Origin of the sequence: Gimesia sp., from assembly GCF_048262075.1 — a bacterium.
In the GTDB taxonomy this organism is placed as follows: domain Bacteria; phylum Planctomycetota; class Planctomycetia; order Planctomycetales; family Planctomycetaceae; genus Gimesia.
The window spans coordinates 384,185-404,583 of sequence record NZ_JBLXFK010000002.1; the positions used below are offsets into that span (position 1 = coordinate 384,185).

Annotated in this window: 13 protein-coding genes; 5 read left to right on the forward strand and 8 right to left on the reverse strand. The window is 47.3% G+C overall.

Features of this window, described 5'->3' with window-relative positions:
• Nucleotides 1-36 precede the first annotated feature (36 nt).
• Nucleotides 37-1,320, forward strand: coding sequence for a beta-ketoacyl-[acyl-carrier-protein] synthase family protein (locus ACN0YH_RS05225; RefSeq protein ID WP_417378503.1), 1,284 nt, complete (start codon nt 37-39; stop codon nt 1,318-1,320).
• A gap of 51 nt (nt 1,321-1,371) precedes the next feature.
• Here ACN0YH_RS05225 and ACN0YH_RS05230 read toward each other — a convergent pair whose 3' ends face one another.
• The 4 genes from ACN0YH_RS05230 to ACN0YH_RS05245 all read right to left on the reverse strand — a co-directional run bounded on the left by ACN0YH_RS05230 (nt 1,372) and on the right by ACN0YH_RS05245 (nt 5,955).
• Nucleotides 1,372-2,004, reverse strand: a complete 633-nt coding sequence (locus ACN0YH_RS05230; protein WP_417378504.1) for a hypothetical protein — start codon at nt 2,002-2,004, stop codon at nt 1,372-1,374.
• Nucleotides 2,005-2,063: 59 nt separating this feature from the next.
• Nucleotides 2,064-3,722, reverse strand: a complete 1,659-nt coding sequence (locus ACN0YH_RS05235; RefSeq protein WP_417378505.1) for an HD-GYP domain-containing protein — start codon at nt 3,720-3,722, stop codon at nt 2,064-2,066.
• A gap of 544 nt (nt 3,723-4,266) precedes the next feature.
• A complete protein-coding gene (locus ACN0YH_RS05240) occupies nt 4,267-5,262 on the reverse strand; it encodes a M50 family metallopeptidase (RefSeq protein ID WP_417378506.1) in 996 nt (331 codons plus the stop codon).
• Nucleotides 5,263-5,448: 186 nt separating this feature from the next.
• Nucleotides 5,449-5,955 (reverse strand): GAF domain-containing protein, encoded by a 507-nt coding sequence (locus tag ACN0YH_RS05245; protein WP_417378507.1) that lies wholly within the window; start codon nt 5,953-5,955, stop codon nt 5,449-5,451.
• Nucleotides 5,956-6,353: 398 nt separating this feature from the next.
• On the opposite strand from ACN0YH_RS05245, the gene ACN0YH_RS05250 reads away from it, so the two are divergent.
• The gene (locus tag ACN0YH_RS05250) at nt 6,354-8,762 is read left to right on the forward strand and encodes a hypothetical protein (protein ID WP_417378508.1); all 2,409 of its coding nucleotides are present in this window, start codon (nt 6,354-6,356) and stop codon (nt 8,760-8,762) included.
• Nucleotides 8,763-9,149: 387 nt separating this feature from the next.
• Nucleotides 9,150-10,802, forward strand: a complete 1,653-nt coding sequence (locus tag ACN0YH_RS05255) for a hypothetical protein (protein ID WP_417378509.1) — start codon at nt 9,150-9,152, stop codon at nt 10,800-10,802.
• Nucleotides 10,803-10,934: 132 nt separating this feature from the next.
• On the opposite strand, the gene ACN0YH_RS05260 is transcribed toward ACN0YH_RS05255, so the two are convergent.
• The 4 genes from ACN0YH_RS05260 to ACN0YH_RS05275 form a co-directional block, all read right to left on the reverse strand.
• Complete coding sequence (locus ACN0YH_RS05260) at nt 10,935-11,543, reverse strand: response regulator (protein ID WP_417378510.1); 609 nt, start codon at nt 11,541-11,543, stop codon at nt 10,935-10,937.
• 32 nt (nt 11,544-11,575) lie between these two features.
• Nucleotides 11,576-11,737 (reverse strand): hypothetical protein, encoded by a 162-nt coding sequence (locus ACN0YH_RS05265; RefSeq protein ID WP_417378511.1) that lies wholly within the window; start codon nt 11,735-11,737, stop codon nt 11,576-11,578.
• Between the two features lie 230 nt (nt 11,738-11,967).
• Nucleotides 11,968-13,752, reverse strand: a complete 1,785-nt coding sequence (locus tag ACN0YH_RS05270; protein WP_417378512.1) for an adenylate/guanylate cyclase domain-containing protein — start codon at nt 13,750-13,752, stop codon at nt 11,968-11,970.
• A gap of 35 nt (nt 13,753-13,787) precedes the next feature.
• Nucleotides 13,788-16,031 carry a serine/threonine protein kinase gene (locus ACN0YH_RS05275; protein ID WP_417378513.1) on the reverse strand — a complete coding sequence of 748 codons (2,244 nt, stop codon included), beginning with the start codon at nt 16,029-16,031 and terminating at the stop codon, nt 13,788-13,790.
• A gap of 493 nt (nt 16,032-16,524) precedes the next feature.
• On the opposite strand from ACN0YH_RS05275, the gene gyrA reads away from it, so the two are divergent.
• Together gyrA and rfbB are read left to right on the forward strand one after the other, a co-directional pair.
• The gene (gene gyrA / locus ACN0YH_RS05280) at nt 16,525-19,284 is read left to right on the forward strand and encodes a DNA gyrase subunit A (protein WP_417378514.1); all 2,760 of its coding nucleotides are present in this window, start codon (nt 16,525-16,527) and stop codon (nt 19,282-19,284) included.
• A 57-nt stretch (nt 19,285-19,341) separates the two neighbouring features.
• Nucleotides 19,342-20,364 (forward strand): dTDP-glucose 4,6-dehydratase, encoded by a 1,023-nt coding sequence (gene rfbB, locus ACN0YH_RS05285; protein WP_417378515.1) that lies wholly within the window; start codon nt 19,342-19,344, stop codon nt 20,362-20,364.
• The last annotated feature ends 35 nt before the right edge of the window (nt 20,365-20,399 follow it).

The window sequence follows — 20,399 nt, forward strand, 5'->3', positions numbered from 1 at the left end:
CTCTGGAAACGCTACAATTAACCTGGACACAGGCTAATGCCACCAAAGATTTCGGTCACAGAGCAAACTTCCCGCAGGGTTGTCATAACGGGGATTGGTCTGATTACCCCGTATGCTGTCGGGCGCGAACAGTCCTGGCAAAAACTGCTCTCTGGCCATTCTGCCACCAGCCTGCTGCAGGATCTGTCGAATCAGCTGGGACGCCCCATCGCAGGGGGCATGATTCCCGACGTTGAACTCTCATCCACATCCCTCACCCGTACTCCCTTTCAGAATGATCCTTCCATCGAGTTGACTCTGAAAGCGACCAGCGAAGCCATTGAGGATGCAGGACTCGAACCAGGACAACTCTCAAATGAATCAACCGGATGTGTGATTGGATCCAGCAAAGGTGGCATCGCCGGCTATGCCGAACTGGCTGGCGCATCACACAGCAGGTCGATTTCGGAAGACTCAATCCCAGCAGAATTCTGGCTGCAATGCCTGCCAAATGCCTGCAGTCAGGCGGTCGCTGCAGAGTATGGTTTACAAGGAGCAGCGTTGACCCCTGTATCAGCCTGCGCAACCGGCCTCTCCAGTGTGATGCGAGGTGCCGATTTAATTCGAGACGGTATTTGCGATACCGTGATCGTGGGCAGCGCTGATGCTTCTCTGGTACCAGCGGTTCTAGGTTCATTTCAACGGATGGGAGTGCTGGCAACAGGCTTCCCGTCACCAGCGCAAGCCTGTAAACCTTATGACAGCCGGAGAAATGGATTTGTTGTAGGTGAGGGCGCAGGAATGCTGATTCTTGAATCCCTGAAGCATGCCTTAGATAGAAATGTCACCCCTTATGCAGAATGGCTCGGGGGAGGACTGGGCGCTGATTCGACACATTTGATGCAATTCGACCCCGCTGCAGAAAGCCTGGCTCGATTGATTACTGATACTCTGCAGCGTGGCGACGTCGCAGCTACTGAACTCGACTATATTAACCTGCATGGTACGGGCACACAGATTAACGACCTCTATGAAACCCGGGCACTGCGAAATGCATTTGGTGATCTGGCAACCAGGATTCCGTGTTCCAGCCTGAAGGGAGGCATGGGACATCTGCTGGGTGCAGCAGGCAGTGTCGAACTCGGTTTCACCTTACTGGCCATGCGGGATCACATCATTCCTGCTACCCTGAATCTGGAACATCCCGATCCACAATGTAATTTGAACTACACTCCCTGCATCGCAGTTCCCCACACCATCAACACAGCGTTGAAACTCTCATTCGGATTTGGCGGTCATCTCGTCGCAGGTTTACTGCGCAACTGGCAGGCCACTCGTTAAAGCAACATGAACTACTTGAGCGGCAGCAGAATTTTCATCTCTGCGTGCTGTTCATGGCACAAAACGGGCCGACTTCACAAAGTCCTGAAATTCTGTTTCGATATTCAAGATCTGTTCGCGGGGACCTGTTAGTTTCAGATAAAAATCTCGGGGACTGCGGGGAATGGCGACTCCGATCATGCGCATTCCAGAATCCACCTGAGAATCAATCGTGGGACCAGAATCAAAAGTCCCTCTCAGGTCCAGCCAGACAGCATCAACACCATCCACACGTATTGTTTTTTCGACCGGACTTTCCCCAGGTTTCAGCTGAAACTGCCCCTTCCATCTCTGTAGATTTGCCTGAATCCCTCCTCCAACAGAAGAGAGAGTCAGCTTGACATCTTTGCCCGCATCTGGAATCCGAAAACTGGCTGAAATCATTCCCTGTTGAGCAGGGGAGAGCGCGACCTGTTCCCAGCCCGATGGTACCTGAAACTGGATACCATCTATTTCCGTTGCCCCGCCGGAAGGTGGAACAGTCTTTGTGGTATCGAAAGTTGAGTCAACTCGGGCCGGCGCCATGGGGACCGGCGGATCCTCTTCCTCAGCCAACTGTTCTGATCCACATCCCTGAATCATTAAGACAGCAAACGCCAGAAGATGAGAGAGATAAATCCATTTTCGAGGGATGTTTGATATCACCTGGCAGCTCCCGATTAACAGATCAGACTATAAACAACAAACTGGTCTGCCAAAGTTTATCAGTTCGCGCCCGTCTCAGCCAGGGATTCGGCCGTCTCATTGTATTTCTGAGAGAGACGGGTAATCTCATCCCGGATCTCGAAATAGGCATCAATGACATCAGAATCCCACTGCAGTCCTTTTCCCTCTCTGAAAATATTCTCGAGACGTTCCAGTGGCATTCCATTTCGATAAGGACGATCACTGCCCATCGCATCGTATGCATCTGCAACCGCAATAATCCGAGCCATCAGTGGAATGTCAGATCCCCGTAAACCATCCGGGTAACCGCGTCCGTCAATTTGCTCATGATGATTGCGAATCCCCGGAAGGAGATTCTTCAGTTTTTTAATTCCCGTCAGGATTTTATAACCGATCATCGGATGCTTTTGAATCTGGGCAAACTCTTCGTCAGTCAGCTTTCCTTCCTTACGAAGAATCCCATCATCGACGCCGATTTTCCCGATATCATGCAACAGACCCGAAAGGTAAATTTCCTGAAGAAACTCACCAGAATACCCCAGCTGTTTAGCCAGTTGCTGTGCAATCAACGCTACCCGCTCGCTATGACCACGTGTGTATGGATCTTTGGCATCCAGAGTGGAAACGAAGGACTTCACAAAGCTCAACATCAGTTCTTCCTGTTGAGCATAAAGGTCAATATTCCTTAAATGTGTTCCCAGGAATGAAGCAACTGAATTTAACAGGCTGGCTTGTATCGTTCCATATTCTTCACTTTTGAGTAAATTGCAACTGAGAATCCAGCCAAAAGCATTGATGCCATCTGAAACAGGAACCAGAACCAGATTATGCAGGTCTGGAAACTCCAGCGACAGGAGAGAACTTTCTACCTGATTGATGACCAGAGGTTGATTCCAGTTGAACCCATCAAATTGGGCCACAAGCCGTGCCAGCTTCAGTTCATCAAATTCAATCTGGCTGTCAGACAGAAACCGTGATGTATGATTCTGATCTTCAAACCAGATAATATTTGTTTCTGCTTCAATGAGCGTACTGATTCGATCGAGGCAGAGCTGGCCCAGTTGCTCCGGACTTTCCGAGATCTTTAAATGCTGTGCGACTTCATGCAACAGGCTGATCTCTTCAAACGTTTCATCCAGGCACTCCGAAAGATTATCAACCTCTTCATTTAATTGTGAGAGTTGCTGCTCTTCATCAAGATGCAGAATAGCCAGACTCAATAATGCATGCAGGGATTTAACATCCAGAACTCGCTGGCTCTCCAGCCAGAAATCCAGATCCTCTGAACTCCACTCCTGCTTGACAGCGGATAAAACAATCTCCGTCAGCTTCCGCTTTTCTCTGGAAAACACAAAACCAGCTGCAATGAACCGCTGTTTCCCATCCTGTAACAGCGGAAAGAGAAAGTGAGTGATCCCATTAGTATTTTCAATAAGTGTGAGCCCTTCAATCGACTCAATTTCATTGAGGACATCTGCCGGGAAATAGTCGAGTGACTGCGTATTCGATTTGTCGTGCAGAATCTGTTGATTACAGTCGAAGCAATGCATCGACAGTCCCGTCAACTCTGAAATCCGCTGCATACGACTGATGGCAAGATCATTCTTTGCATCCAGATGCAATTCCTGATCCCACTCACCGCCGCATTTACTGAAGTTGGACAGCTTTTTTAATGAATCAATTGTGCCTAAAACCATAATCCAATCTCAACTTTCTAAAGGTAATTCCCCTTAAAAAGCTAGTTCGCAAACATCAGACCGCAAATCAGAAATCATATCTAGTCTATGATTGCAGGCTCTTTCACCAGATCCCGGCGTTTTGTCACTGATAGCGAATATAAAACACTCAAGAAAGCGTTAAAACAGGAATAGTGAACAATATCTGCTCTATTCCCGGCAAAATGTGATCATTTGCATCATCCAACGGTAAATGACAAATACAGCCAGACGCTTTACCATGCATAAAGCCAAATATGTATGAGAATTAGCTACTTTTCCCGGCACTAATTAACAGGCAATGGTTCATAAATGGGGGACCTTCTGTGTTCACCAGTAACGAACAGGAATAACAGCGTCTTGGGCATACGCTGAATGGATTTTACGACCCAATCGGGTTGTATTGATTATTCAGGCAGAGTCTGAAAAAGAAGAAGGGGCAACTGAAAAAATGATGCAAAAAAACAATGCAGGACCAGAGAAGGCTCTACCGGAGCAGAAAGAGAAGAGTTGAAGCACCTGGTTTTCAGGTCTCAGAGTCACTCTTGCGGTATCGTGCACTCACCTGATTTAATTGCTGACGTTCTTTAGGAGTGAGTGACTCTAAACCGAATTCGTGAACTTTATGCAGCAGTAAATCGAGCTGTTTTTCAGCATCTCGATTCTTTTCACGCTCACGCATTTTTTTGTGTAATCTGCGTTTGTCGCGCCACTTCTGGAAAAAGCCGGACTGCTTTTCTACCAGTTGGCTACTCGAACGCTCCAGACTGGTATACCCTTGGGAAAAATCATATCCAAAGATGGAATCATCGTATGAATCTTCTCTTTGAACCGAAGTAAATTCGATTAAATTCAACATCAGCAGCAGGGCGCTGAAAAAAACGACCCATACACTGTGGGTACTCAAACCAACTACCATGCCAATTCCACCAATCCAGAAACTGACACTTAGCAGAATCCGATGCACAACGGTTTCATCGAATCGGCGTGAGAGAAGTATCTGAAGAACTTTTCCACCATCCAGAGGAAGCACAGGAATCAAGTTGACCAGCAGTAATAACCAGTTCAGATTGAATACCATCAGTAATACTGCCTGTCCCAGTTGATTACTCAAATCGACGGCTGGCAGTTTAATCGGGTTGAGGGAGTCCGAAAGATGACCAGCCCAGATGACTGCAGGCAGGGTGATCGCACAGAGCAGGAGATTGACAGCCGGGCCCCCCAGTACAGTCAACAGTCGCGCAGAAAAAGTTCGTTCCGGGCTACAGGGAACCAGTCCCCCCAGAGGCCAGAGCACTATTTGATCCGCTTCTCCTCCGGTTAATCGACAGGCGACAACATGCCCCATCTCATGCAGGAATACACTGATAAACAGGATTCCAAACAGGGTCACGCCCAGTCCCAATGAATAATGAGACCAGAAAACCAGCAGCAAGACAGGTAGAAAGATACTGACTCGTACCTGGGTCAGGAACCAGGTACCGATTGAAAATGACCAGTGCAATGGGTTGGAACGACTCATCTTTGCGAAAACCTGAAGAAGATCATCATTGAAATACCAAAGTCAGGTGATAGGGCAGATCAATCCGGAAATCGGCGGCAACGCTTTACGGAAGACGTAGTAGCATTTACTCAATGTTATACACCCGGAAACCCCTTGGCAATTCCACACTTTTATACCTCAGTTAATCATAGTCAAATCCAGCGCCTAAAGCATCCCCAAAAGTTGTTTTACGCCTATCTCCCGGGCAACCTGTGTCTGTAACTCCCATTCCGGATCACCTGCCTGATGTACCTGGTTTGTGGAAACTGCCAGAACGCCGACCACCCGATCTCTTTCAAAAACCGGTATCGCGTAGGACTGCTTCGCTTCAAATCTCTCCAACCACTCTGAAGATCCCTGTAAGCCAGACTCCTGCGCCTGCAGGGTTCCGATTGCCGGTTTTTGATCAATGACTGCTTTGACGATACCTAAACCGGTATTATTCAAGGAAACTTCTAATGTTAAAGCAGCAAACTCTCGCTTTACCTGTTCATTCATATTTGAATCTGCACGAAAACCAAGCTGTATCAGGCTACCTGACTGACAACGCCAAAGACCAATCGCCCGTCCTCCCAGAACTTCCAGTAACCGATCCAGAACATCAGAAAGTGATCGCTGATGCTGTAAAACGGACTCAAATTCTTCCACAATTTCTGTTACCTGCTGCTGCATATCTGAATTACATCCTGAACTGAGGGAGGCTGTCTGAATTGTTTCAGACCCCAGAAGTGATCCGAAAATAATATATAACTGGACCAGACAGCTAACCTTTGACCTGAATCGGCCGGTACTATATACAGTTAAACCTTGAACGAGAGGATATCTACGGTATAGAATAGACTTAGCTCGCTGTAATTTAGACAGTATGTTATATATTCACTTCTGCGTTACTATCATACAGCAACCGTATCATATATCCAATCTGTCTCATTTCAACGTCCTGAGACTCCCTAACCAATGACCATTTAATCATATCGGACGACAAAAATATGGATCTGCCTTCTTGCCCATCATGCGGAGCATCAGTTTTAGATGAAGACGCCGCAGAATGCCCTTCCTGTGGCGCATCTATGACGGCAAAGTCCACCGCAAAAAAACCGGATGCCAGTAGTAAACAACCTGCAAAAGCAACTCCTGCTACACCAGGTACCGCCGGCAAACGCAACCGGCGCGAAACGGTTTCTGATGATGATCCGTTTGAACTGGAACGCCAGCAACAGACTTCCAAGGTCGTCCCTTTGCTTCGCAAACCAGTCAAAGGCAAAATGTTTCGTGTTGTCTGCCCGATGTGTGATACACCGGGATTTGCCTCCCCCAAAGTGGCCGGTAAAGAAGTCAAGTGCCGAAATCCGGAATGCCTGGCGCCAGTCTTCCTGGTACCTGACACCGATGCTGAAAACCGAAAAACAACAGAAGAACCAAAGACTGATGCCAATCAGAAATCGAAACTACCACTGATCCTGGCCATCGTCGCCTCAGTCACTGTCATTGGTGGCGTTTACTTTTACTTCACCTCAACCGTTCCCGACGGATCAGAACTGGCAAAACCGTTTGATAATCCCATCATCAAAAACCAGTCAACAAAATCAATGCTTCCCGATAAAGATAAACCAATAGTTAATCCACTGGCTAATGGTGGTCAACAGACACAGAGCTCGAACAATAATCAAAAGGAGCCTGTTTCGCCGGAAAAGGCACAGAAATCGGCTCTGAAATCAATGGTGGAACTGTCCCGCACGCGGGACAACCGCAGCAAACCATTCAGTCGTCGCTTAGCAGCAGAAGCATATGCCATTTCCGGAGACCTGGCAGGCTCCCGGGAACAGATTGATCGAATTGACGCAGTGGAACCAGTTCTGCCTTTTTACAAAATATTTCCCCTGATTGAAATTGGCTGGCTTCAGTTAAAACAGAAGGATACAGTCGGCTTAAAGAAGACTTTAGATGAAACCATAGAACTGTCTAAAAAAATCCCAGAATATGGAGGCCGCGATTCACTGGATCTCGTATCCCGTCTGTCGGCATTCTGGGTCGCCGCAGGTAATGAAAGTGCAGCAGAAGACCTGACCAGTAAGTATCAGGCAGAAAACAGTCTGGCACAACTGTCTGCCTATCTGCAGATTGCTCATGAAACCAACCACTACGATTTTGAATCGCTGATTGATTTACATCGGCGTTGGAACGCCCCACAATCCGTAGCAACCACCTTGATCCTGATTTCTCATAACTATGATGAGGCAGCTCTGAACTGGGCAGCCCTGTCACCAGATGCAATGGACCGTACGGAAGCAGTCACACAGTGGTCATTAGCCGTTCTCAAACAGGTCGTCAATCAAAATAAAATACCCGATATTGGATTGATTCAACCAGCTGAAATGAAACTGTCGGCAACCGGGAATGCCCTGATGTATGCCCGCTGTGCTCGTGAACTGGCTACATTCAAAAAACCAGATTCCGCTAAGGTTTTTCTATCTAAGTCAAAATCATTTCTGGAAAATGTCCCGGTGCCTGCCCCTATGAAACTGGGGAGCCTCAAAGAAATTTATACTCTGAAATTACCCGCTTCAGCGCCTCTGGAACTGACTTCACAGGCTTACGTTCAGATTGCCTGTGCCGAAGCCGAACTGGGTGAGCAGACGGAAGCGAACCGTTTCCTGAAAAATGCGGTTCAGGCAATTCAGGCTACCGCCCCCAGTCTTACAGCTGTGCAGTCTAAGCAGAATGAATCGTCGAATTTTAATTTCAAGGAGCAGGTCAAAGATGCCTTAAACCTTGATTCCAACGATCGTATTAACCGCGCGATCAGAGATTACCGCAAACAACTCAACTCATTGAAGTCTGCGGCTGAAAACAGGTCGATCCTCCTGGTCAGCTTATTATCTCAAGCGGCAAAAACAGAGTTGTCTGCCAGCGTATGGAACATTGCTCAGGAAAGTCAGCAGGCAGCGGATGTAAACCTGAAAGAAGCACTTCTGGACTCCAGTCTGCCAGCCACGATTTTAGATGCAAATCAGAAAAACAATGATCTGACAACTCAAATCAAAAAGGCTCTCAATGACAAGATACCAGCCTTGCAAAAAGAAGACCTGCTGGCTCAACAGACGTTTTTCCTGGTGAAAAATGGCAAACCGGAACAAGCCGCGCATGAAATTAATCAATCCGACTTGAAGAAGGCCTGGAAGGGACAGCTGTCACTCAAACTGCTATCAGTTTTGATCAATGAATCAAAATTTGAACAGGCAATTCAGTTTGTCACAGCGATCAAAGACCAGGTACTGAGAGAAGATATGTTAAACTCAATCGGTGCTATCGCAGCAATTCAGAACAAAGTATCTGAAGTTTCTACTGTTCTGGAAAGCAATGTTTATACCCCCACGGAAAGGATTTCCGGTTATCTGGGCCTGGTCAGTGGTTTGCAAATAGCGAAAGCCAGACCGGTCAGCCCTGAGCCAACTCAGCAACCAGTTGACAAACTGTAATATGCGATGCATATCGATTGTCCTGCGACATCAAAAACAGTTCCTCTTTTTTTTCAAATGTTGTTGAACATCATTAAGTATTTCCCTGATTTCCCGCCGAATCAGATTAGGAACCTGTTCTGCTGGAACCAGACTCATATATACACATCAACACATATCCTGCTACGCAAATCTTCGCCCGCTGAACCTGACACAGAAATCAACGATTTCAGACTTTAGCTATTTCTTCATCCAGAGTTCCCTATTCATTACTTTTGGTATAAACTAACATTCGCGAATGGGGCGCTTGGAAAAAGAGCTGACAGTTTCTGATGAGGCGTCGGATCCAGCCCGGACTATAATGATTGATCAACAATGATCCCCAGATATACATCATGGAGGAAATGTATGAGCCGCATTGCTCATTTCGCGTTTATCCTGTTAGTTTGCTTAACTGTTTCCAAATCAGTCAACGCTGAAAACAAATCTGCTCCCAATATCTCGCTGGCACAGATCAATGCAGATGGCATGATTGCCGATCTGAAGTATCTGGTTCTGGATTTGGCAGGTGAAAAAAAAGGCTGGAGCAATCTCGAAGAACTGCTCCCCTCGTTTCTGGAAGGGATCGATAAAACACGCCCCCTGCGAATCGATATCCTGCTGGGTGAAGACCAGAAAGAACGCTACCGCCTGATTCTTCCTATCAGCGATCTGGGTGATTTTCGAGATAACCTGGAAATCTTCGAAATCTCTTCCAAAAAACAGCGAAATGGCCCCTACATATTAGGGAACCTTTTCGAAGGCTTTATGAAATATCTCCAGAACGAGAAATATGTTGTTATTTCTGAGAAGCTTTCTGAAGTCAATGAAATTGAAGACCCTCTCAAAAGAATCCAGGAACTGCTGAATGAGAAATATGATTTCAGTGCTTTGATCACGAATGAAAAAGAGGGAGTCGCTGATCGCAAAAAATCGATGACCAGCACCCGAAAACAGTTGCTCGCAGCTGTGAAGAAAAAACGGGATGAAACAGATAACGCGTTCGAGTTGCGTAAGCTTGCTTTCACACATCAGATGGATGAACTGGAACGCCTGTTTGTCCAATCAGAGAAGATGGTGATTGGCTGGACGACCGATGCTCCTGCGAATGAAGGGCGTCTTGTCTTTTCATTAAAAGCCCTGGAAGGTACGTCTCTTGACGAGAGTATCAAACAGTTTGCGACGAAACCAAGTTACTTTGCGAATGTTCCTGTCAAAATGGATGGCATTCTGAACGGTAGAATCAATCACCCGCTGGATGAAATGCGTAAAGAAAATTTCACCGCATTTTATAAACTGCTCCTGCCCAGCCTGCAGGATCGCATCGATGCAAATAAAGATCTGACGGACGAACAGAAAACATCAGGTAAAAAAGTTGCCGCGTTGATTATTGAAATGCTTGATGCTGGTAAAGAAACCTCACTCGTTGATGGCTTCATCGACAGTAATCCAACGACAGATGGAAAGTACACCCTGCTCGGCGGGATTCGTTCTACAGACGGAGCCAAACTCAAAGAAATCGTGGAACTGCTCCCCAAAGTAATGAAGGACCAGACTGTAGAAACAGATGTGGTAAACGAAGAATCCCTGAAAATTCATAAGATCAATATTAAAGATCAATACAAAGCTGGTTTTGATGAATTATTCGGAGCAGGTGAGGCCCTCTATGTGGGCAGTTCTCCTGATGCACTCTGGGTAGCCGCCGGTCCCGACTCCATTAAACGGATTACTGACGCATCCAAACTGGTTAAAGAACCGGCACCGGAAAAGATCAGTCCGAAAGTCATCGAACTGAATGTGAAAACACTACCCTGGTTAAAGATGATCAACAAGGTTCGTGGGGAGAAAGGAAATCAGGAAGTTCGTGAGATCCTGATCAAGTCACTCACAAGTACCGATGATACTTTTTCTTTCGTCATGAAACGCGAAGGAGAGACCATTGATGGTAAGGCAAAGCTTGATAAAGGGATATTAAAATTCATCGGGAACATGATTGCCAAGTTCTCGAAAGAAACCCTTTAATTATCCACAGACAATTCATGAAAAGACAGAAACAGCCACTGCGATAGAACATTATCGCAGTGGCTGTTTTATTTTCTTATGACCACGCCTTGAATGTTCACTGGAATGCAGTTGAATGTAGTCCGGTGCTGGTCAATCCCAATCGTCCATAATTTCTTCCAGTTGGGACTCTTCACTCTGGTCAAGTGTCAGTCCCGACAGTTGATCTTCCACTGATTTGGAGACAGGAAAAACTGGCTTGGGTTCCACTGGGGGAACTGGGATAGAATTCGGCGTCGTAACCTTTGCGGTTGCTGTCGGCTCTGATTGCTGACGCTTTCCGGAATTGGGTGTATTAGCAACTCGTGTCGCGCCAGGTTGTGCAAAACGTCTTACCTTTTCCAGAAATTCGCTTTTCGAAAAACTGGTTTTGATAATATAATCATTCGCACCACCCTGAATCGCAGCAATCACGGTTTCCTTGCTGGCATCGGATGTCAACATGATGATCTTGGTCTGAGACAACGTCGGATGCGACCGAAATGCCTTCAAAGTCTGCAACCCATCCCAGATAGCCATCTGGACATCTACAATCGCGATATCTGGTGGATATTCCAAGGCTTTATGAAAACCTTCCGATCCATCACTGGCAACAGAAACGAAGTATTCGCGGCGTAAAAAAGAGACCATCAGATTGCGGAATAGAGGATCATCATCAATCACGAGGACGCGAGTGTTTGTTTTTTCTGACGAATGTAGCATGAGAGAAACCCACTACTTATGTTTCAAATCACTTAAGATTTACTGGCAGGAAGGAAAGAATCAAAAACCTCATTCAACACAAGCAGCATCTCCTGCGAGCGGTTATCTACTTCGAGTTCGTAACGAACTTCATAGTTAGCTTCCAATTGAGACGATTCAATACTTTCATCTGTTAACAGTTCTGCATTGCTCATAAGTACTTCTCTCAAAGTTGACAATAATTCCGGTTTTCCAAGGACCTGATCACAAACTCATCTAAGTGATGTCCGTTGCTAAAAAATAGGTCAACATTCGGCACCTGGCTGATTTTTATAAGAAAAAGAGCGGGGAAGCCGTCTGCTCCTTCGACGCAGTCCACCCAGACGGCAAAATCAGAACTCCGATGAATCGGCCCGGACTGATGCTTCATATAAGCTTAACAATACTACTTACTGTCAAACCGGATCGTTCCATCCCAGTCCAGCGGGGCAATTCGGTTGGTGCGCGTGATTTGCAACGCAAGGAAATCCTGAGCACGATCTGAAGGGGGAATCGCATGCAAGAGCCGAAAAGCTTCTTCCCATTGACCTTGTATAAAATGTTCTACAGCCGTTTCGTAACACGTAACTTCCTGATCGGTCAAAGTTTCAGCCGTTGACTCTGGGGGCAACAGCTCACTGACAACGACTGGTTTTTCCATTCCATAAGGAAGGATACGGGCCAATTTTCGCACACGTCCTTCCTCCCGATCCAGTTTTGTTCTTACAATTTGCGCGGTTGCTTCATCCATTAAAACCGGTACACGCAGATGCTTGGTCAAACCCTCCAGGCGACTGGCAAGGTTAACGACAGGCCCGAATACGGTGACCTTCACCTGATCACTCGTGCCGATTTTACCAGCAACAGCTCTGCCGTGGGCAATCCCGATTCCCATACGAAAATCAGAAAGGGGGTGATCGGGTTGTAATTTAATCTGCTCAAACGCATTTCGAATTGCCAATGCAGCGCGGCAGGCATCGAGGGGAGCCAACTCGGACGAGAAGGGCCAGCCCCAGAATCCCAACGCAGCATCGCCCTGAAAATCGCCTGTCACACCACCAAAATCAAGAATGTGGGATGTCATGATCCCTAACGCCTGACTCACTCGCCCCAGGAGACCGATTAAATCCTCAGAGGAACTTTCAGCATGCTGGCTGAATCCCCGCAGGTCACAAAATAATACTGTCACATCGCATTCACGAGGTTCGAGAATCTCCGTATTCAGATTATCTCCAATCGCCGCGAGGATTGGAGGGGCAAAAAACTGCCTGAGACCAGCCTGTTGGCGTTCCAGCTGATTAAGACGCCTGACAGATTTAACGATTGAAGCCACCAACTCGGTAAACTTTACATCTGCCTGGAGATCAATTCCTCCGGCTCCCTGAGGTACTGAGACCTGGTAAGGCTGATTTAACTCTCCCGCGACATAGAGCCCCCATCTTCCATTGACTCCTTCTTCAATCGGAGTACAGAAAGCCCAGTCAAATTCTGCTACTGCGGTATAGTCTTCCTGATCCTCTTTCTCCTCCTTGGCAGCCCACACGTGCAGAACGGAGCGTTTACTTTTTTTGACCGCTTCCTGAACCAGTCGCCCACTGGGATGAAAACCTCCCTGGGTCTGACGTCTTCTTTCCCAGAAGGGAACTTCGACCCGGTCCTCATCATTCAAACGCACGACTGCCACGGCATCAGCATGCTTCACACCCGAAAGCAGCATGGTTACCAGGCGATGAAACAGATCAGCATCGTTTCTCGCATCCAGTATTAATTCCGGTAAATGAGCCAGTACATCGATCCTCTGATCCGCATCGCGGTATCTGACCTTCACTAACTCATTTGGCTTGAAGGTCACCTCTTCCAGAGGGGAGTCTCGCGGTGAGGAGAAACTGGATGCCGAATCCAAAAGCTGGAATGTCGTGGATCCGATGACAAATGTACTTCCCGGCTCTAACTGAAAGTCATCAAAAGCAACGCCCCCCAGAAAAATCTGATTTTCGGTATTGGAAAAACGTGAAACAGATAACTGTTTCGGCTGCACTTTGAGCAGAGCATGTTTGCGTGAAATACGATCATCCCAGGAAATTGAGATATCTGCGTCAGGGGAACGACCTAAAACCAGTTCCTGACCTGGTTGCAATGCGAACCGAGTGGAATGCTGGGATTGGGTTCCATAGGTGATTAACTCCAACAAGCAAAGACTCCCTGTCTATTCTTAAAACTGATTGTTTAACTCTGCTTTTGACTCGGCCAACTGGCCGTGGTTGAACCTTGCTCAGTACGTTTATCAGAGTGATGACGTGACCAGTCCCAGACTCGACGTTCTGTGAGTACCCGCATCACAAAGTACCAAACCGTAAAGATCAACAGGCAGCTTGTCACCAGAACGATACATCCATACTGGATTAACCAGTTGCGCATTTCAGCAACAGGCTTCAATGCCATACTGCGACGTTCCTGAACCACCGCTGTCCAACCTGTTGTACCAATCGGAGAAAATGCAGCCAGCCAGACGTTATCCAATCCTTCTTTTGACAATACCGTTTCAACAGGATCCTGGTAGTCATCAACTTTTGCGGTCAACCGACCAGATTGAGTTTTGTTCTTTTCCTTGCGGAATAATTGCAGTTTTTCAAAGTCCTTATCAGTCAGAACCAGTTGATCAACCTCTTCACGTGTGAGACTTCGTAATGTATCGGAAGTCATGCGCGGGTGTGCCAGCATCTTCCCATCACGATTATCAATCAAGGCAATCTTTCGATCACCAACAATTTCTGAATCACCATTGATACTCTCATCAAAGCCAGACAGTAACTGGTCCAGATGGGTGGTTCTCGATAAAACTCCGAGAACTTTTTCATGTTTGAGATCCCAGACTGGAACGGCAACCGCCACCATCCATTGATGTGTGGCATCACTCATAAAAACCTGACAGATATACGGCTCTTTGATAGGTTCAATCCCCTCTGGAATCTCATCTTTGTCATATTCGGTACCATGACCGTGAAAATAGTCCCGATAGGAAAAATCCTGTCCGATGGTCGGCCCAGAGGGGTCGCGCCAGATCTGAGTCCCCTTGTCATCAGTGAGAAACCAGCTCGTATCCTGCTCTCGTCCCAGTTCAGCACGCTTTTCATCTACCAGAGTTTTTTCCTGCAATAGATATGAAAACAACTCTGGATATCTGTTTTTTATCTCTCCGTCTTCCTCCTGGTCACCTTGCATCAGGGAACGCAGGAGTGTCCGTTCGGATAGATCAACCAGTTGATCTTTGCGGTCCTGCAATTCTCGCTCCATATTTTGTGATAACAGGCTAGCTGAGATGGAATCACCGATCAGTGCCCGATGCGTTAAATTATTTCTAAACTGTGAAACCATCTTATTGACGACTGCCCCAGCAACCGGGATCAGTCCAATGATCACCAGAAGCGGTCCGATAATCCCCAAAGCGATCAACGGCCTGCGCGCCCGCTGCTGTTCTCGCTGCACCAGGCTGGTCAAGACTGCCTGTGCGTTAGGGAATCGTTTTTGGGGGTCTGTCTCCAGACAACGATCAACAATATCTATGAGCCGTCGATCCATTCCGGAGACTTTGCGGTGCTCTGCCGGCCGTGGTGAATTACGAATCAAATCGCGATATGCCTGCAGTTTTTCATCAATCGTATTCAGACTGCGTAGCGTCTGCTCATTTTCTGGAGTGCGATACGGAGCATTGCCTGAAAGCATATGGTACAGCAGCGCTCCCAATGCATATACGTCCCAGCGGGAATCAGGAACGGCCTGTAAATCGGCTTGCTCCGGAGCCATGTAATACAAAGTTCCCAGGGAAGGGCTTTGTTCATCTGAGAGTCGCGATTGGCCGAAATCACAGAGACGAGGCTCAAAATTCGCATCCAGAAGAATATTGGCCGGCTTGAGATCACAGTGCAGGATGCCTCGTCCATGAGCGTGCACCAGAGCCAGCAGAACGGTTTTGGCGATTCGGACTGCTTCCGAAACAGGTAAAGGCCCGGATTCCAGAAAAGAGGAGAGTGATCCGTTTTCCAGATATTCCATCATGTAATACGGAGGATCGCTATTCCAGCCCACTCCCTGCAGACTGATAATATGCCGCGATGTATATAAATCTGCCAGTTTTTCGACCTCGCGATTCAACAACGACCAGTCCAGGCCTCGGCGATACGTATAAAATTTAATCGCCACATATTTTCCCGTATTTTCTTCCTGAGCCAGCCAGACAGATCCATATGACCCTTCTCCCAGAGACCGCATGAGGACATAGCCGGGAACTTTGGCAGGCAGCAGCTGCCGATCTTTACTCAGATGAGCAGCCCGGGCTTGTTCTTCAGGCGACTGAACCAGTGTTTTTTCAGCCGTTTCTGCCTCTGAACCCTGATTTTTCTGTTCTTGTCCTCCTGAATTTTGAACGTCTCCAGGTTTTCGAGTGCTCTGTTGAGAATCTGAATCATTCATGAAAACAATATCTTTGATAAGAAACACCGGCGGAATTTTCACGCACAGAACAGCTCTGGAAACGGTCAAGGACGCTGCTTCTATTCTATGCAATTGACGGTTGGCTCTCAATGACAAATCTCAGAACGTAACTTATTGAAAATCAAGGTTTTTCTCCCTTGGAAGACACCAAAATTCAGGGGCCTTATTAGTTGTGAAAGCAGGTCCTTCCGGCTACAATTTGGTAGTGTCTGACAGACTTGAATTCTGTAGCGTTTCAGGCAGTTTTCAACCCCTGTTTTGACCAAAAAACAGCTTGCAATTCAGCGAGTGGATTTGAACGTTACAGCATGGAAAGCAGTATCCTTTCTCAACCAATTGAAGAGTGTCGGGATGGAGCATCCAGTACCTTCGATTAGCACCTGTCGTTTCTGACCACTCCCGTTAATAAATACGATTAAACAATCCAGACCAGACATAAATCAGTAGTTCATTTCCTTAAGGAGAACAAGGATTGGCTAGCGACAACGGCGAAGAACCGAATATTGATAAGAATATCAAATACCTGGACATCCAGGATGAAATGCGCGACAGTTACCTCACCTATGCGATGAGTGTGATTATCAGCCGCGCACTTCCGGACGCACGCGATGGGTTAAAACCGTCACAGCGCCGGATTCTTGTCGCCATGAATGATTTGAACCTGGGAGCAAGTTCATCAAGGGTAAAATGCGCAAAGATTTCTGGTGATACCAGCGGTAACTATCACCCTCACGGGGATGGTTCCATTTACCCGACCCTGGTCCGACTGGGACAGGACTGGGTGATGCGAAATGTCCTCATTGATAAACAGGGGAACTTTGGTTCTCTGGCTGGCTTGCCTCCAGCGGCCATGCGATATACCGAAGCCAGGTTGTCCGCGGTCGCAGCAGAAATGCTGGACGATATTAATCGGAATACGGTTGACTTTGTCCCAACCTACGACCAGCGGAATGATGAACCTGTTGTTCTACCATCCAAATTTCCCAACCTGCTGGTAAATGGCTCCAGTGGTATCGCAGTGGGTATGGCAACCAGCATCCCACCTCAGAATCTGGGAGAAGTCTGCGAAGCAATCACATTACTGATTGATAATCCGGAAGCCACAATTGATGACATCCTGCAGGTGATGCCCGGCCCGGATTTCCCTACAGGCGGGATTATTTGTGGACGTTATGGCATTCGCAAAGGGTATGCGACAGGTCGATCCACGATCTCACTTCGGGCACGGACTCATTTCGAAACCGAAAAACAATCGGACGTGATTGTCGTGACCGAAATTCCGTATATGGAAACACGGGACCGCATCCGCGAAAAACTTGAGACCCTGGTTCGCGATGACCGGGTTAAAGGAATTTCGCGAATCGTCGACCTCACCGACAGAAATGTCCCTCCCTGGAAAGTGCACCTGCAGATCATCCTGAAACGGGATGCAGATAAAGAAGTAGTATTGGCACAACTCTTTAAGTTCTCTCCTCTGCAGAATACCTTCAGTATTATTCTACTGGCGCTGGTCGGTAACCGTCCGGAAACCCTTTCGATCAAAGAGCTCATTCAGCAGTTTATTCTGCATCGCATTGATGTGATCCGCCGACGTACGGAATTTCTGCTTGCTGAAGCCCGCAAACGAAAACATACCGTTGAAGGGTTGATGATCGCGCAGATTGATATTGATGAAGTCATCAAGACCATCCGAAACTCACCTAGCCGGGCCGAGGCCAAAATCAGCCTGCAGGGTCTACAGGTCGATGGTAAGCTCATCGAACGCGCACTGGGTGAAGATGGTTTCAAAGAATATCAGAATGAGCAGGGGGTTCACGAGTATTACTCGCTGTCAGCCAATCAGGCAGAAGCCATTGTCTCCATGCAGCTTGGTTCACTGGCCAATCTGGAACGCGAAAAGCTCAGTGGCGAACACCAGGAACTCCTCAAAGCCATCTCCGAATATCTGTATCTGTTGTCGGATGAAGATCATATCCGCTCCGTGATCCGTGAAGACATGCTGCTGCTTCAGCAGAAATACTCGGACAAACGCCGTACCGATATTTCCGAAGATGAACTGACCGACGTTAATCGCGATGACCTGATTACAGAAGAACCGATGGTGGTGACTCTGTCCCAGCGAGGTTACATCAAACGAACTCAACTGAATACATACCAGGCACAAAATCGGGGTGGAAAAGGAATCAAAGGTGCGAAAACGGATGAGGAAGATCCCATTCAGCATCTGTTTGTTTCCAGCACTCACTCCTACCTGCTGTTTATCACGAATCGAGGACGCGTTTACTGGCAAAAAGTCTATGATCTTCCGCTCCAGGGACGCACAGCAAAGGGACGTGCACTGGTCAACCTGCTCTCACTGCAGGAAGATGAAGCCGTTTCGAACTGTGTGGCTGTCCGGGAATTTGACGAAGAACGCTTCCTCGTCATGGCAACGCGAAACGGGATCATTAAAAAATCCCCACTCTCTGCTTACTCGCGTCCGCAGAAGGGGGGCATTATCGCAATCAAATTGGATGAAGACGACGAGCTGGTAGAAGCTCTGATTGTTTCACCAGGTGAGGATCTGCTGCTGGCAACCTCTGATGGAATGGCAATTCGTTTTGCCCAGTCAGATGCACGTAGTATGGGACGGAATACACGTGGCGTGAAAGGCATTAAGCTCTCCAAATCGGGACACGTCATCGGTATGGTCATCGCCAATCCTGAGACCTGCCTGCTGACGGTCTGTGAAAATGGCTACGGAAAACGCACCCCCTTTGGCTTTATCCCTGCTGCTGAAGAAAATGTTGATGAGGTTCCTGAAAATGAAGAAGAACCGACAGCAGAAGCAGATTCTGACTCAGATGATCATGCCGATGAAGAGCAGGAAACACGCAGCGGAATGCATTATCGACGCCAGAGACGTGGCGGAAAAGGGATCCGTGATATCCGGACTTCCGCACGCAATGGCAACGCCGTCGACATTATTCCGGTAGCCGAAGATGATGAAGTCCTGATGGTTACATCAAGTGGCAAAATCCAACGGGTCAGAGGCTGTGAGATCAGTCAGGTCGGTCGGAACACACAAGGAGTCCGGGTCATCACACTCGATGCCAATGACAAACTGGTCTCACTGGCAAGAATCCCGGCGGAAATTGTTGACGAATCAGAGAACGAGGAATCCGCCAGCACTCCCGACAATAATATTCCATCACCGACAGATGCCAACAACACAACTGATGAGGTCGAATGATTTCTGCCTGTACTGCAGGCTCTGAATTTTATTTCTTTCAGAAGAATGGATACTCTTATGAAACAGATTTTAGTAACTGGAGGCTGTGGATTTATCGGTTCTAATTTTATCCGCTATCAACTCTCAGAATACCCGGATATTTCGGTAACCAATCTCGACAAGTTAACTTACGCTGGCAATCTGGAAAACCTGAAAGAATTTGAATCGCACTCTGGATATACCTTTGTTAAAGGGGACATTACAGACGCCGATTTTGTAAACTCACTATTAAACACCACAAATTTCGACGCTGTAATTAATTTCGCTGCTGAATCGCATGTGGATCGCAGCATTCTTGATTCCGGCCCCTTTATTCATACTAATATCGTGGGAACTCAAGTCCTGCTGGACGCAGCGCGCAGCAGGAATATAGAGCGCTACGTCCAAGTTTCCACAGATGAGGTCTATGGCAGTCTGGGTGCCGAGGGATTATTCACTGAAACAACTCCCATTGCTCCTAACAGCCCCTATTCTGCTTCGAAAGCCTCTGCCGATCTGTTAGTACGAAGTTATATTAAGACTTTTGACTTCCCCGCCATTATTACCCGCTGCTCCAACAACTATGGTCCCTACCAGTTTCCTGAAAAGCTGATTCCGTTATTCATCTCCAATGCCCTGGAAGATAAATCACTACCCATTTACGGTGAAGGAACAAATGTTAGAGACTGGATTCATGTCATTGACCATTGTCGCGGGATTGATGCAGCTTTGCGAAAAGGGAAGCCCGGCCAAATCTACAATTTTGGTGGCAATGCAGAGATGCAGAATATTGAGATCACCAAACTTTTATTGAATATACTTGAGAAACCAGAATCATTAATCAAATATGTCACGGACAGGCCAGGACATGATTTGCGTTACGCGATTGACTGCAGCAAAGCAGAAGCAGAATTAGGTTGGAAGCCAGAGACCGAATTTGATACTGGCTTAAGAGATACGGTTCAGTGGTACCTTGATAATCCGGAGTGGGTCAGCCGAATTCGCTCGGGACAATATATGAAATATTACGATCAGCAGTACGGCAACCGCTTAAATACATAATCACAAATAACACTAATCACTAACCAATTAGAGCT